Origin of the sequence: Hydrogenophaga sp., assembly GCF_051860785.1 — a bacterium.
Classification (GTDB): domain Bacteria; phylum Pseudomonadota; class Gammaproteobacteria; order Burkholderiales; family Burkholderiaceae_C; genus Hydrogenophaga.
In genome coordinates, this window is record NZ_JBIMLB010000008.1 from 190786 (window position 1) to 206003 (window position 15218).

Below are 15218 nucleotides of genomic sequence, written 5' to 3' on the forward strand. Positions count from 1 at the left end.
AGAAGTCTCCTGTTGATAGGCAATCAGCGCCACAGCCCGCTCGGGCGCCAGCGCGGTGGGCGCGGCGTCAAAGCGGATTCCGGCAAGAAATGGGGCGCGTGGAGTGGCAACGCTGATGCTGGCCCAGGCGCCAACGTCAGTAGGCGTGAGATGCGTTCTTGCGTGGCCGGATGCGTGCGCAACCAGGAGGGTTCGGGATTGCCCCATCCCGGCCACAACCAGGCGCGCCAGGAGCGGCTGACCCGCTCGATTTTCGCCAGCGCGGACGCAAGCCCCTGCGGGTCGCCAGTCAGTTCCGCAGCGAGGCGGTCAGCGTCGAACTCACGCACGCGAGACAAGCCGAGCTGTGCGAGCAGGGCCAGCTGGGGCGATGCGGCCAATAACAATAAACCAGGCCAATAGACCTCCGCCGCGCCAACCAGCAGCGCGGGCAGGCTCAGCAGGATCGCGATCTGTCCCATAAGGGCCAGTAGGCTCGTGAAGCGACTGACGGAATCCGCCAGCCCCATGACGCGCAGATCCTCACTGGCGATGTGCGCGATCTCGTGCGCGAGCACACCCGCCAGCTCGCGTGGGCTCAGGCGGCGCAGCAGGCCATCGGTGAGGGCGATCGATGCCTCCTGCTTCGATCCGGCGGCGAAGGCGTTGACGACGGCACTGGGCACGTAGTGCGGCACCGGCGTTGCGGGCAAACCGGCACGGACGGACAGCTCGTGCAACAGGGCCCAAATTTCCGGGGCTTCGTGTGGGTGCAGCGCCCGGGCGCGGTATAGGCGCAAGGTCAAGGCGGATGCGGCTGCCGGTTCCAGCAGCAGCGTGCCTGCAACGGCAAACAGCGCGAGCCACAGGTCGCTTTCCCCGAACAGCAGGCTTCCTGCGGCGGCTGCGATCCCGACCAGGGTCAGGACCAACAGCCCGGTCTGCAGGCGGTTGAGCCAGCGGTGTTGCAACAACGCCGCGCGCGGGTCACTGGGATGATGACGGGTCATGCTCAGATGTCTCGGCGGCGCGGTCGTCGCGCTCGCGCAGCAGCCAGTAAGTGGCACCAAGCGCCAGCGTGGCGCCTGCAAGCGCGGCGATCTTGCCAGGGCTCGCCTCGGGGTCGAGGATCACGAACTTGCGCGCCAGCGCGATCAGGCCGATGAGGATCACGGTCTTGACCTGGATGATGCTGTCCCGACGCAGCGCCACGCGCACGATGGAATGCTTGAACTCCATCGCGATCAAGAGCGTCATGATCATGCCGAACACACTCTGGAATACCTTGTGATCCAGGGGATTGAAGGCATCGAGAACCAGCAGCGTGAAGACGATGGAGATGAGCTGGAACAGCGACACCACGATGATGACGGCAATCACCGCCGACAGCACGAGCGCGACGACCTGCTCGAAGCGCTCGTAAAAACTCATGATGGCCAATTGGTCGCGCAAGACCTGAAATGGGTTAAGGCGTGTTGATTTCATGACGATGAACTCCCTGGAAAACGGCTGCTGTCGAGACGGCGGCGCATTGCGCTGATGTGTCCTTCAATCAGCTCGGTCGACATGCCAAGCGTCGACATCACCTGTTCCGCCAGCCCAATAGCTGCGGCAAAGGATTGCTGGTACACGCGCACGTTGGGCATGGCGCGAAATGCATCGGCCGCGGTCGTAATTCTGCATGACACCCACAAGGTCAGCGCCGGACGGCGCTCGGCAATCGCCTGGGCGATGCGCAACGCTTGCTGGGCATGGGCGAACGTCAGCACCACCATGTGCGCATGCGTCAAGCCGGCAGCCAGCAAGGTATCGGGCCGACTGGCATCGCCATGGAACACCGGCGCGCCGGCGGCACGCGCGGCCTCGACCTTCTGCGCGTCCGCCTCCAGCAACAGATGCGCCACGCCGGCGTGGCGAAGAATCTCGCTGACGGTCAGGCCAAGCTCGCCCGCGCCGCACACGATGACATGGTCTCGATATCGCGCCGTCTGCGCGGCGATCTCAACTTCTTCAGCCTGGGGTGGCTGAATGACGCCGCCGGTGCGGCTCAAGAACCGGGCAAGTACATCGTGATGGCGGATCAGTAGCGGTGCCAGGGCCATGCTGAGCACCAGCGCAACTAGCATGGGTTGTACGACGGTCGCGGGGATCAGATGCTGCTGCAAGACCATGCCCAACAACAGCAGGGCGAACTCGCCGCCATGCCCCAACGCTATGCCCGTGCGCCAGGCATCGAGGGCGGACAAGCGCGTCGCCCGCAAGGCCAGGGTATTGAGCACGATCTTGACCGGCACCAGCACTGCCAGCCACGCCAACACCGTCAGCGGTGCCGAAAGAATCTGTGCTCCGTCCAACTGCAGGCCGATGGTCACGAAGAACACCCCCGACAACACATCGCGAAACGGTTTGAGGTGGCTTTCCATGTGGTGACGGAAGTCGCTCTCGCCCAGCACCATGCCGGCCAAAAACGCACCCAGGGCGGCGGATACGCCGACCGCGTGTGCAGCAGCGGCGGCAGCCACCACCACGCACAAGGAAACCAGCACGAAGGATTCTTCGTGGCCCTGCCGCGCCACCCAGCCCAGCAGGCCATGCAACAGACGACGGGAGGCGAGGGCCGCTGCCGCGAACAATATCAGCACGCCCAACACTTCGAGCAGCACGCTCTCGATCTTCGGCGACTCGCCGCGCGCCCAGATCGCCAGCAGGGCCAGCAGGGGCACGCTGGCCAGGTCCTGAAAGACCAGCACGGCGATGGCGCTGCGGCCGTGGCGGGTGGTGAGCTCGCCTTGGTCGGCCAGCTGTCGGCTGACCAGCGCCGTGGACGACATGGCCGCCGCAGTGCTGAGCAACGCAGCGCTCTGAACTGGCTGTCCCAGCCACATCAACATCAAGGTCAGTGGCGTGGCGACAGCGATCATCTGCAAGCTGCCGGACGCCAATACGGTTTTACGGGAAAGCCAGAAGTGCCCGAGGGAGAACTCCAGCCCAACCATGAACAGCAGCAGGGCCACGCCCAGCTCGGACAGAAAATCAAGCGCTTCTCCCGGCGCGACTACACCGCTGACCGACGGGCCCAGCAAGGCGCCGACGGCGAGGTAACCCAGCAAGGCGGGTACTCTGAACGCCGCCGTCGCCACCGCCGCGAGGCTGCATGCCGCCAGCAGGATCAGGGTGGCGCCGAGCAAGTCCTGCATCGGTCAGCGCCCCACCTGTGCAGATGCCCAGCGCACGATGTCCTGCGCGCCCACGGCGCCGGCCTGACGCCCGATCTCCCGCCCACCCTGGAACAGGGCGAGCGTCGGAATGCTGCGGATGCCGAACTGCGCGGCCAGGTGGGGTTCTGCCTCGGTATTGACCTTGGCCAGCCTGACCCTGGGTTCGAGCTGGCGCGCCGCTTGCTGGAACTGCGGGGCCATCATCTTGCACGGCCCGCACCAAGGTGCCCAGAAATCGACCAACAGTGGCAGGTCGCTGCGCTCCACGTGGCGCGAAAACGTCGCCGTGGTCAACTCGATGGGTTCGCCCGTGAACAAGGGCTGCTGGCAGCGGCCGCAGTTGGGATGTTCCGATAGCTTCGCAGTCGGTACGCGGTTGATGGACTGGCAATGCGGACAGACGAGGTGAAGATCATTCTTCATGGTTCGCCTCCTTGGACCACAGTGAGGCTGCCGCGCTTCGGGTCACAGACAATGCCGACCAATCAACGCCTTGGAGCCAATCGTTCCCGTCTTTGCTTACTCCGGCCTCTTCCAAATGAGCAGCGATGAACGCTTCGGCCTGCATCAGCCACCTTTGGACAGTATCTTCCTTACTAGGAATCAGCAGGATTTCAGAGACGCTGCTGGCATCCAGCCCGTCCACACGGATAAGCAGAAAAATGCGCCGCCACAAACGCGGCATGTCCTTCAGCAGGTCGAATGCAAAAGCGAACTCGCTCGACCGATCAACTAGCTCCTCCTGTTCCGCGATCGTTGCGGCATCGGGATGCTGACTGTCAGCGATGATATCGGCCAGCCTGAGTGTGTCATCGGGCTGATAAAATTCGAAGACTTCCTCTTCCACCATGGCCTCGGCTACGTCCTGGGCATCCGCTTCGACCGGCGCGTCCAGAGAAACGAATTCGCCAAATTGCCGGCTGTTTGCCACTTCGTGATCCAGGACGGCGAACAGATGCTTCAGAAGACCGAAGTAAGCCGCTTTTTCTTCCGGCACGGACTGCCATTCCACCTCAGCTTGGACAATCGCTTCATCCACCACGTCGCGCAGCGTCGGATAATCGCGCGGTAAATCGCCGACGGCACGCAGATAAGCCAGCTCACGCCTTGCGACAGCCTCAAGTTTCGACAGTAGAGGCATTCGGGTCACTTTGGCCTCATGGGCGGCTGACGCGGGTTTTGCGGCAATTCGCACCTTGAGCTCGCGCAAGCGCTCGCGTCGTGCTTTGCGCTTGATTTGGTCCTGAGCATGCAGCCGGTCAAAATGCTTCTTGGCCTGACGGAACAACGACTGTGCGAGCATCTGCGCGAGGGGCGTCAGCTCGTCATGTAATGCAGTGACGCTGACAATCTTTTTGCCGGGCAGGTGTATATAACCGCTTGCCAGAAATTGCCGCTTGGTCTTGTCGCGATCAAGGACGATTTGAAGTCGCACTGAATCTTTAGTGTGTTTGTCGAGCAATGGCTTGAGGGCGTGCTCGATCACATTTCCCAAAGCTCTCTGCCATGGTTCATGAAACTCTTTGTCGATAGCTCGATAGCTATATTGCATCTGCATGCATGACTCCTTTGATGTCATTTCTATGGAGGCACGAACCGAAAATGCTCATATCCATAGAATTTAGTTTGACCCGCTCTTATCCCTGGCGCGTTTTGCGAAGACGCCAACTCAAGAACAAAAGCGTGACACCATAGACTGCCGCATAGAAGCCCAACAGCCAGCCTGCGGCCAGGAATGACTCGACCGGACGGGAAAAAAATATCCACAAGACGATAGCGCCAAGGACAATCGAGAGCAGTCCACTGAAGGCAAGCCAAATTTCACCCTTGATTTCTTGACGCAGCCGAACGGCGGCGGATATCTCCAGCACACCGGTGAAAATCGCCCAGAAGCCCACGCTAGCCCATAAAAAAGAAGCCAAGACTATCGTGGCAACCCAAGGAGCAACCAGGACGACGACGCCCGTAAGTATGCCGACAATGCCGCTGAACAGCAGCCAGCCCCAGCGCTCTTTTTTCTGGATATGGCGCACCGCTGCAACCAAGTTGAAAGCGCCATTGACCAAGGAAAATGCGCCGAACATGATGGTCATGGCCAACAGAGCCGATTGTGGCATCCAGAACGCAAGGGCTGCAAAAATCAATGCCAAGACACCGCGCAGCACAAAAAGCCACCAATTTTGGCTCAGCGAACACAGTGCTTTGGTGGGGTCATCCGCATTGGAATTAGCGATGGTGTCTGTGTTCATGCAATATCTCCTAAAGATCTATACAAAATAAAAAATCAAACACTCATGGGACAAGAGAGGGGGCGCTATGCGCCCCCTCTCCAGGGATTTCAGAACAACTTGGACAGCTTTGCCTTGATTTCATCGAGCCAGCCTTTTCCGCCGCCTCCCCCAGCCGTCTTTTGCTTGACTTTCTTGAGTTCAGCATACAGGGGCTCAAAGTCCTTCTTCTTTCCATAGCCCAGCAGTTCTGCCATTTCCAACTGCTGCCGCGCTTCGTTCAATAATGTCTCCAGGCGCTCATTGGACGCTTCGCTCCGCTGACCATCTTCTACCAAGGTCTCGGCGCGCTTCAGGAGCAGCCTGGCGCGCAGGGCGGGCAGCGGATGCACGCTGCGCGTCTCGACCAGCGTGCTGAGCGCTGCCTGCAGCGCGGCTTTGGCTTCTTCAATCTTGCCCTGATCGATCAGCGGCACGACTGACTTCACGGCTGCGGGATAGGACGCCAGAGGGATGTTAGTGACCGCGATCACGATTTCACTGGCCAGCAAAGCCAGCACGTGACGTGCCTGTTGCACCTCGCCATGTTTGAGGGCATCCAGCGCCTCATCGGTCATCGCCTCAATGGTTTCCATGTTGGCGAACAAGTCGTGCACGATGGTGCGCACATCAACGGGGGCCAGGGCGAGCGTGGGTTCGCGCGCAACGATCAGCTCCAGCTTTCCAGTCACTTCGGCCAGCGTTGCCAATGCGCGTGCAGCGTCCTTGCCGTCAAGTGCGGCCAGCGCTGATTTGGTCAGCGCCAAGGCCGAGACGGCCTCATCGAGGACTTGTTTACGTTTGTCTGCCGCCTGCGAGTCCGTTTCCTTCTGAACCTCAGGCTGTACCTCCGTGACGACTTCAGGCTTGGCCTCTGGACTGACAGGAAGGCTGCTTACCGCGGCCTGATCGTTTATTTCTTTGTTCGTCGCATTGGGATTCGATGTTTGCTCATTCATAGTGATATGCCTCGTATGAGTTAGTGAAAATAGGCGAATCTATTGGGGCTGACTGCGAACATCGCGAGACTGACCGACCGAACAGTCGGCCCCTTCATCACCTCAAAACAGCTTTTGGAGGCGCGTCTTCAACTCGTCGAACCATCCCTTGCCGCTTTTGCCACCAGCCGACTTTTGCTCAATGGACTTCACATGATCGAAGATGGGTTTGAAATCCGCCTTCTTGCCATAACCCAGGATCTGCGCCATTTCGATCTCCGTGCGCACGGACGACAGCAAGGTGCTGAGCTCCTCGTTCTGCTTGGCATCGCGCTTGTCGGTCTCGGCCAGCTTTTCAGCTTTTGCCATCGCGGCTTCAGCCCGTAGCACGGGCAGAGGAAAGGCGACCGAGGTCACCACCAGCGTGTTCAGTGCTCGGGCGAGTTCCGCCTTGGCGTCGTCGATCTTGCCGCTGTCGATGAGCCGTGCGGCCGACTTGATCGCTGCCGGGTACGTTGCCATCGGCAGGTTGTCGGTTTCGATCACGATTTCGCTGGCCAGATTGGCGACGATGGGCCGGGCCTTTTGCACCTCGCCATCACCCAACAACTCCCGAGACAACTTGACCGCTTTCTTCACCGTTTCCACGTTGGCGTGGATATCGCGGGTGATGACGCGTACATGGACCGGCGCCAAAGCAAGTTTGGCGTCGCGTGCCAATACCAGTTCCAGCTTTCCGCTGGCCAGTTCCAGCGCAGCGAGCGCCTCCTTGGTCTTCTTTGCATCAAGAAGTGTCAAAGCCTCCTGGGTCTTGGTGAGCGCCGTGATGGCGTCCTGAGTGAGCTCAGCACGCTTTTTTTCGGCTTCCCGGGCGGCCTTGTCATCTACCTGTGGCTGCGCCGCCTTGGATGCGGCAGAGGGGGCTGCAGCACCTGGGCTAGAACCTGCCGCCGATTGGGCCTGGGCTGGTCCGCTCAGTCCGACGACGACCGCCAGGGCAAGTGCGGAGAAGGTTGATTGGGGCTGTTTGATATTCATGATATTGGGCTCCTAATTAAAGTTAGTTGACTGAGATTTCAATCTGTTTCGGTTTGGCTTGCTCGGCCTTGACAAGCCGCACTTCCAGTGCGCCGTCTTTCATCGAAGCCGTCACCTTGGTCGGATCAATGTTGTCAGGCAAGACAAAGCTGCGCACAAAGCGGCCATACGCACGTTCGATGCGGTGGAACTTCTTGCCCTGCTCCTCTTTTTCCAGTTTGCGCTCGCCGCTGATGGTGAGCACGCCGTTTTCCGCGCTGACGCGCACGGCATCCTTGGGGACCTCCGGCAGATCCAGCTTGAGGAGGAATGCGTTCTCATCCTCGCTGATGTCCACCATTGGTGCCCAGTCCGCCGTGGTCATGGCTTCGTTGCCAGTACGGGCGCCCTGTCGCTGGGGGGGCCGTCCCAACATCGTCGCCAGGCGGTTTTGCAATTCATCCAGTTCCCGGAAGGGGTCCCACGGAGTCAATGCAGACATATCGGTTCTCCTTGAACAATGCCGGCGAATTGGATGACGCACCGAACAGAGCCGCCGGCTCACTCTGAATAGCGCCTACTACTTTTCGTTTCCATCAAGAACAAGTCCTTGGGTCAATTGAAGGATGTCGTTTTCGTTGAGCGTTTCCCGCGCCAGCAGTTCGCGCGCACAACGCTCCAGCACCGCGCGGTTGGTGTCGAGGATCCGGTAGGCGCGCTCGAACACGCCCATCACGATGTCGCGGATGGCCTGATCGATGCGCGCCTGGGTCGATTCGGCCACCCGGCAGCCGCCGTGGGCCAGCTCGGGGACGTCGAGAAAACGCGGCCGCTGCGCCTCAAACGCGATGTAGCCGAGCCCCTCGTCCATGCCAAAGCGGGTGATCATGTCGCGCGCGATGTCGGTGGCTCTCGCCAGATCGTCTGCGGCACCGGTCGACAGTTCGCCAAACACCAACTTCTCTGCGGCGCGCCCGCCCAACAGTACGGCGATCTTTTGCTCCAGATCGGCGCGCGTCATCAGGAACCGATCCTCGGTGGGGCGTTGCAGCGTGTAGCCCAGTGCGCCGATGCCGCGCGGAATGATCGATATCTTGTGTACCGGGTCTGTGCCTGGTAGCGCCAGCGCCACCAAGGCATGGCCCATCTCGTGATAGGCCACCGTCTCGCGCTCCTTCGGGTTGAGGACACGGTTGCGCTTCTCCAAGCCGGCGACGATGCGCTCGATCGCTGCAGTGAAGTCCTGCAGCTCGACCGCACGGGCTTTGCGCCGGGTGGCAGCCAGCGCCGCTTCGTTAACCAGGTTGGCTAGGTCGGCACCAGAAAAGCCGGTCGTCAACGCCGCGACTTGTTCGAGATCGACATCACTGGCCAGGGTAACCTTCTTGACGTGCACCTTCAGGATGTCCAGCCGTCCCTTCTTGTCGGGCCGGTCCACCAGCACCTGACGGTCGAAGCGACCGGCGCGAAGCAAGGCCTGATCGAGGATCTCCGGCCGGTTGGTGGCTGCAAGGATGATCAGCCCGACCGAGCTGTCGAAGCCATCCATTTCGGTGAGCAACTGGTTCAGCGTCTGCTCACGCTCGTCGTGTCCACCGATCGGTCCTCCGACACCGCGTGCGCGGCCCAAAGCATCCAGCTCATCGATGAAGATGATCGCCGGCGCCTGCGCACGCGCCTGTTCGAACAGGTCGCGCACGCGCGCTGCACCCACGCCGACGAACATCTCGACAAACTCTGATCCGGAGATGGAGAAGAAGGGCACCGCCGCCTCGCCGGCAACAGCCTTGGCCAGCAATGTCTTGCCGGTGCCCGGTGGGCCGACCAGCAACACGCCCTTGGGAATGCGCGCCCCGAGCCGTCCATACTCCTGCAGATTCTTGAGGAAATCGACGATCTCAACCAACTCCGCCTTGGCTTCATCGACGCCAGCGACATCGGCAAAGGTCACGCCAGTGTTCTTCTCCATGAATACCTTGGCGCGACTCTTGCCGATGCTCAGGAAACCACCCATGCCCTGCTTCTCGGCAAAGCGGCGGAACAGGAAGAACCAGACGCCGAAGAAGGCCACGGCCGGCAGAATCCAGGAGAGCACATCACGCAGCCAGGTGTTTTCCACCAGTCGCGCGTAGGGCACGTCGTATTTCGACAGCCGCTCGGCCAGATCGGGTTCGACGCGGGTGGCCACGAGGGTGGTCTTGCCACGACTGTCCGGCGATTTCAGGCGCCCGGTGACCGTGCGGTCCGACACCAGCACTTCGGCGACGCGCCCCTCGGCCAGCGCCTTCTCGAATTCGCTGTAGGGCACGGGCTCGACGGTCTTGGCCGCCTGCCAGTAGTTCTGCAGCGTCAGCAGCAACAGGCCGGCGACGATCCAGTAGCCAATGTTCCATTGATCTTTCTTTTCCATGGGCAATGTTCCTCGCAAGTCGTGTCGCTAGAGAATGGGGGTGAACAGACGGGCCACCCCGTCGCGCAAGCGGATGGCCAGCGGGTGGGCGCGCAACGCCTTCGCCGATATCTCGCCCGACGCATCACGAGCGGCATCAAAAAGGGATGACAGCCGCGTAGACAACGCGGTGTCGTACACCTCCACATTGAACTCGAAGTTGAGGCGCAAACTGCGCGCATCCCAATTGGCCGAACCCAGGCAGCACCACGCTCCGTCTACCAGCATCAGCTTGCTGTGGTCGAACGGGCCCGGCCGTTCGAAGATGCGCACACCGTGCTCCAGCACCTGCCAGTAGTGGGCGCGTGCGGCCCATTGCACCGTGGGATGGTCGCCGTTTGCGGGCGTCAGCAAGTCGATACGCACGCCGCGCAACGCGGCCGTGCTTAGCGCCGCCATCATCGGCTGATCGGGGACGAAGTAAGGTGTCCAGATGCGCACCGAATGCTTCGCGGCGCTCAAAGCGCCCATGAAGGTCCAGCGCATCCGGTCCAGGGCCTCATCGGGACCGGCCTCGATGCCGCGCGCCCAAGAGGTTCCTTGCTCATCAGCCGTTACGGGCGGTTCGCCCCAGTAACCCTTGCTGAGCCGCTCGCCCGTGGTATCGCACCAATCATCGGTGAAGCACCGCATCAGATGCGCAATCAGCGGCCCGCGCAGACGAAAGTGCAAATCGTGACAGGCCTGGCCCGGCGCATCGGGCCGCCAATACGGACCGAAGATGTTCATGCCGCCGGTGAAACCCGTCTCGCCATCGATCACCAGCAGCTTGCGGTGATTGCGCAGATGCGCGGCATGCAGGCGCGCGGGAATCAATGTCGGGTTGAACGTCGCCACCGGAACGCCGGCGCGCTGCAAGGCGCGGTAGGCGCTGCGGGGCGTCCAGCGGGCATACACGTCGTCGAACAGCACCCGCACTTGCACGCCGCGCTCATGAGCCCGGCGCAGCGCATCGACGAACTGCGCCCCGATGCCTTGGCTGTCGAAGATGTACGAGGCCAAGGCGACGCTGTACCGCGCCGATTCGATGGCGGCGAGCATGGCCGGGTAGGCCTGCTCGCCATCGACAAGCGGCTCGATGCGGTTGCCGCCGGTCAGCGACTGGCCGGTGGCACGTCCCACCAGGTGGGCCAGACCGGCAAGCGGCGGCGATACAGCCTCGGGCATCGTGGGCGAGAGGTCCTGCCGAACAGCAGGATCTGCCCCCGGGAAGAGCCGCCGCGCCCGCCGCTGGTAACGGTTGATGCCGAACAGCCCATACAGCAGCGAACCGCCCAGCGGCAACAAGGCGATCAGCAGTACCCACAGCGTGGCCGATCGAGGGTCACGCTTGTAGATGACCGCGTGCCCCGCTGTGGGGATAGCGACCGCCAGCGACACGAGGGTGGCTGCCCATGTCAGCCCGTTGGGGTCGGACACGACAGCCTCCCATCGCTCAAGATTCGCTGCCCGCCGGCTTCTTCTTGCGCGCAGGCTTGCTCTCGTCGCTAGGCGGCGTCTCTGCCACGTTCGCGGCATCGGGCTTTTCAGGCTCGACCGGCTTCACTGGTGGCTCCTTACGCTCGAAAACAACCCGCTCGGCCTTGTCATCCCAGCGAGCGCTGGCGTGATCGCCCTTGCCGATACTGCCACCCAGCATCTCGCGCGCCAGCGCGGTCTCCAGCTCGCTGCGGATCAGCCGCTTGAGCTCACGCGCGCCGAACTCGGGCTTGTAGCCTTCCTCCGCGAAGTGATCGATCAAGGTCTGATCGAAGGTCAGCGTCACGCCCTGGCTGGCGGCGTTGCGGGCCACACGATCGAGCTGCAGGCCGACGATATGGCGGATCTCCTCCTTGCCCAGCGCATGGAAGACGATGATTTCGTCTATGCGGTTGAGGAACTCGGGGCGGAAGTGTCCGCGCAGCACGTCCATCACCTCGGACTTGGTCTTCTCGTATTCCTCGCCGGCGGCGCCGCGGGCCTTCAGCCGACGCTGGATGATGTCCGAGCCCAAGTTCGAGGTGGCGATGATGATGGTATTGGTGAAATCCACCACCCGGCCCTTGCCGTCGGTGAGCCGCCCGTCATCGAACACCTGCAGCAGGATGTTGTAGACGTCGGGGTGCGCTTTTTCGATCTCGTCCAGCAGCAACACGCTGTAGGGCTTGCGACGCACCTTCTCGGTGAGCTGGCCGCCCTCGTCATAGCCCACATAACCCGGAGGCGCACCCACCAGGCGTGCCACGGTATGGCGTTCCCCGTACTCGGACATGTCGATGCGCAGCAGCGCACCTTCATCGCCATAGATGGACTCAGCCAGCGCCTTGGCGAGCTCGGTCTTGCCCACGCCGGTCGGCCCGAGGAACAGAAAAGTCGCCACCGGCTTGCCGCCTTCGCGCAGGCCCGCGCGCGACAACCGCACGGCATCGGCCACCGCGCGCACCGCTTCGTCCTGGCCCACCAGGCGCTCGTGCAGCCGCTGCTCCAGATGCAGCAGCTTCTCGCGTTCTTCCACCGTCAGCTCGTTGACCGGAATGCCGGTCAGGCGCGAGACGATCTGCGCGACATGCTCGGCCTTGACTTCGGCGCTGCCCGAGGCGCGCTCGCGTTCCCATTCCTCGACAAGCTTCTTGAGTTCGGCCTCTTTGGCCTCGATGTGCTTGCCCAGCTCGGCGGCCTTGTCGTATTGCTTGCGCGAGGCCACATAGTCCTGCTCACGCCGCAGCTGGTGCAGTTCAGACTCCAGCTCTTGCACCGCCACCGGGCGGGCCGTGGCCGACAGCTTCACGCGTGCGGCCGCCTGGTCGAGCAGGTCGATGGCCTTGTCAGGCAAAAAGCGCGCGGTGATGTAGCGGTCCGACAACTCGGCGGCGGCGATGATCGCATCCTCGGTGATGCTGACCTTGTGGTGCGCCTCGAAGGTGTCGCGCAGGCCGCGCAGGATCATCATGGTCTGCGCCACGGTCGGCTCGGGCACCATCACCGGCTGGAAGCGACGCTCCAGCGCGGCGTCCTTCTCGATGTACTTCTGATACTCGTTGAGCGTGGTGGCGCCGATCAGGTTCAGTTCGCCGCGCGCCATCATCGGCTTGAACACGTTGGCCACGTCCAGCCCGCCTTCGCCGCCACCCTGGCCGGCACCGACGATGGTGTGCACCTCGTCGATGAAGAGAATCAGCTCACCCTGGTGCTCGGTCACTTCCTTGAGCACCTTCTGCACGCGCTCCTCGAACTCGCCGCGGTACTTGGCGCCGGCCACCATGGCATTGATGTTGAGTTCCACCAGGCGCTTGTCGCGCAGCGTCTCGGGCACTTCGCCAGCGACCATCCGCTGCGCCAGCCCTTCGACGATGGCGGTCTTGCCGACGCCGGGCTCGCCGATCAGCACCGGGTTGTTCTTCTTGCGCCGGGCCAGCACTTCGATGGTCGTCTCGATCTCCTGCGCGCGGCCGATGACCGGATCGAGCTTGCCCTCGCGCGCCATCTTGGTGAGGTCGCGCGAATACTTTTCGAGTTCCGGCGTGTTGGTCGGCGTCTCGGCGCGGCCATCCTCGGCCCCTTTGCCGACCACCTTGCTGACCTGCTGGCGCAGCGCTTGCGGCGTGAGGCCGTAACGGCGCAGCAGGTTTGCCGCCAAACCTTCGCCTTCCTCGGCGAGCCCGATCAGGAAATGCTCCGGCCCGACATAAGAGTGGCCGAGTTCGTTGGAGGCCACGAAAGCACGGCTGAGCGCATCCTTGACACGTGGCGACACGCCGATCTCGCCCTCGAACGGCTTATCGCCGCGCTTGGCTTCGGATTCGATCTGGCGCTTGAGGTCATCGACCTTGATCTTGAACTGCCCCAGGATGGTCTTGACCACGTCGCTGTCGGATAGCGCCAGCAGCAGGTGTTCGGTATCGACTTCGGCGCGTCCGAACTCTGCAGCGTGTCGGGCGGCCTCCTGCAATAGGGCCTCGGACTGTTCGCTGATACGGCTGGCGAGCCCACTGCCGCGACGGCGCGCAGTGCCCGTAGCAGCCGGGGCGGGTTCGCCGAACGAGGCATCGACCACCTCGTCGGTATCGGCCGCCATGGACGGTGCGTCGTCACCGATGCGGAAGAAGTCGCTGCCGAGGAAGTCTTCGAACAAGCCGTTGCGCGAGCCGAACAAGGCTTCCAGCGGTGAGACGGTGCGCTTTTGCTGGCGCACCAGTTGGCGATAGTGATCGTCACACAACAGCATGGTGCTGTGGCGACCATTGAGATTGGCTTCCACCCGCACCGTGGCGGACTGGCCGCAGACTTGGCATTGTTTTCTGGCCATGCTGATGCTCCTGTAAAGATTGATTTGACGAGGCGCCACCGATCACGGCGCCTCATCCTTTTGTGGTTTTGAGAAAAGCGAGCCGACCAGCGTCAGCCGTTGATCGGGATCGAGCGGCCCTGCTTGGGCGCACTGGCCTCGCGCTTTTCCATCGTGATCGTGAGCACGCCGTTCTTGAAAGCGGCCTTGATCGTGTTCTGGTTGGCATCGGCCGGCAGGTTCAGAGCGCGCTGAAAGCTGCCGTAGGAGCGCTCCACCCGGTGGAAACCGCCGTCATTCATTTCCTGCTCCTGACGCTTTTCACCGCGCACCAGCAGCACGTCGTTGTCGAGCGTGATCTGGATGTCTTTTTCCTCGACGCCGGGCACTTCCAGGGCGATCTTGTACTGCTTGTCGGTCTCCTGGATGTCCAGCGCCGGCTTCAGCAGGCCCGGCCAGTCCGACGGCCAGCGTGGCATGGCCAGCGTCGGGAAACCGAAGCCTCGAAACGTGTCGTCGAACAGGCGGTCGATCTCGCGGTGCAATTGCAGGATGGGACTGACGGGCCCACCCGCCACGGGCAGGTCATTGCGCTGCACCGGCAGCGAGGCAGTGCTCTGTTGTTCTTCCTGCTCCTTCTTGAACCAGTTCCAGGGAGCCAATTTCTTGAAATCAATGGCCATGTCACACCTCCAGAAGAAAAATTGAAAACTCTCGCTCACTCCGTTTGCCTGCGGCGACGGACAGCGCGCCCAGACGACACGGAGTGTTCCGCTGAACTTGGCTGTTCATCTGTGCGTATCACCTCCTTCTTTCTGCCTGCTTGGATCTGATCATTGATCCATCGATCGATTTCACTTTGACGAAACCGCCACGTCCCGCCGACCTTGAAGGCCGGAATCTCCCCGTGCGAGGCGAGCCGGTAAAGCGTCCGCTTGCCGACTTTCAAGTAGGCAGCCAACTCGTCGAGTGTGAAGATCGCCTGCTGGCGCGCTGTCATACCACCCCCACTAGGGCGTGTTAACACTAATACCGATCGTGTCGTTTGCGCTGGACAATATTGGGCATGGAGATCACGCCCGCACA

14 protein-coding genes are annotated in these 15218 nt (G+C 62.0%); all 14 read right to left on the minus strand.

Features of this window, described 5'->3' with window-relative positions; translation table 11 throughout:
• Positions 1-23: 23 nt before the first annotated feature.
• Positions 24-989 (minus strand): zinc metalloprotease HtpX, encoded by a 966-nt coding sequence (locus tag ACTIF6_RS13110; protein ID WP_240294265.1) that lies wholly within the window; start codon positions 987-989, stop codon positions 24-26.
• Positions 967-1464, minus strand: coding sequence for a heat resistance protein PsiE-GI (gene psiE-GI / locus ACTIF6_RS13115; protein WP_031329106.1), 498 nt, complete (start codon positions 1462-1464; stop codon positions 967-969). The genes ACTIF6_RS13110 and psiE-GI overlap by 23 nt, the downstream gene beginning before the upstream one ends.
• Positions 1461-3176 carry a heat resistance system K+/H+ antiporter KefB-GI gene (gene kefB-GI, locus ACTIF6_RS13120; protein ID WP_439588428.1) on the minus strand — a complete coding sequence of 572 codons (1716 nt, stop codon included), beginning with the start codon at positions 3174-3176 and terminating at the stop codon, positions 1461-1463. The genes psiE-GI and kefB-GI overlap by 4 nt, the downstream gene beginning before the upstream one ends.
• A gap of 3 nt (positions 3177-3179) precedes the next feature.
• Positions 3180-3620 (minus strand): heat resistance system thioredoxin Trx-GI, encoded by a 441-nt coding sequence (gene trx-GI / locus ACTIF6_RS13125; protein WP_439588429.1) that lies wholly within the window; start codon positions 3618-3620, stop codon positions 3180-3182.
• A complete protein-coding gene (locus ACTIF6_RS13130; protein WP_439588430.1) occupies positions 3610-4755 on the minus strand; it encodes a hypothetical protein in 1146 nt (381 codons plus the stop codon). The genes trx-GI and ACTIF6_RS13130 overlap by 11 nt, the downstream gene beginning before the upstream one ends.
• Before the next feature lie 79 nt (positions 4756-4834).
• The gene (gene hdeD-GI / locus ACTIF6_RS13135) at positions 4835-5446 is read right to left on the minus strand and encodes a heat resistance membrane protein HdeD-GI (protein WP_016451631.1); all 612 of its coding nucleotides are present in this window, start codon (positions 5444-5446) and stop codon (positions 4835-4837) included.
• Between the two features lie 89 nt (positions 5447-5535).
• On the minus strand, positions 5536-6423 hold the full coding sequence (yfdX2, locus tag ACTIF6_RS13140; RefSeq protein WP_439588431.1) for a heat resistance protein YfdX2: 888 nt from the start codon (positions 6421-6423) through the stop codon (positions 5536-5538).
• Positions 6424-6525: 102 nt separating this feature from the next.
• Positions 6526-7440, minus strand: a complete 915-nt coding sequence (gene yfdX1 / locus ACTIF6_RS13145) for a heat resistance protein YfdX1 (protein ID WP_103271199.1) — start codon at positions 7438-7440, stop codon at positions 6526-6528.
• 22 nt (positions 7441-7462) lie between these two features.
• Positions 7463-7921: a small heat shock protein sHSP20-GI gene (gene hsp20-GI / locus ACTIF6_RS13150; protein WP_267178706.1), complete on the minus strand. Its 459-nt coding sequence runs from the start codon at positions 7919-7921 to the stop codon at positions 7463-7465.
• A gap of 78 nt (positions 7922-7999) precedes the next feature.
• Positions 8000-9829 (minus strand): ATP-dependent zinc metalloprotease FtsH, encoded by a 1830-nt coding sequence (gene ftsH, locus ACTIF6_RS13155; protein WP_439588442.1) that lies wholly within the window; start codon positions 9827-9829, stop codon positions 8000-8002.
• A 27-nt stretch (positions 9830-9856) separates the two neighbouring features.
• Positions 9857-11287, minus strand: a complete 1431-nt coding sequence (locus ACTIF6_RS13160) for a phospholipase D-like domain-containing protein (RefSeq protein ID WP_439588432.1) — start codon at positions 11285-11287, stop codon at positions 9857-9859.
• 16 nt (positions 11288-11303) lie between these two features.
• On the minus strand, positions 11304-14153 hold the full coding sequence (clpK, locus tag ACTIF6_RS13165; RefSeq protein WP_439588433.1) for a heat shock survival AAA family ATPase ClpK: 2850 nt from the start codon (positions 14151-14153) through the stop codon (positions 11304-11306).
• Positions 14154-14245: 92 nt separating this feature from the next.
• Positions 14246-14815: an Hsp20/alpha crystallin family protein gene (locus ACTIF6_RS13170; RefSeq protein WP_439588434.1), complete on the minus strand. Its 570-nt coding sequence runs from the start codon at positions 14813-14815 to the stop codon at positions 14246-14248.
• A 35-nt stretch (positions 14816-14850) separates the two neighbouring features.
• The coding region (locus ACTIF6_RS13175; protein ID WP_439588435.1) for a helix-turn-helix domain-containing protein at positions 14851-15218 on the minus strand (368 nt) is incomplete at its 5' end.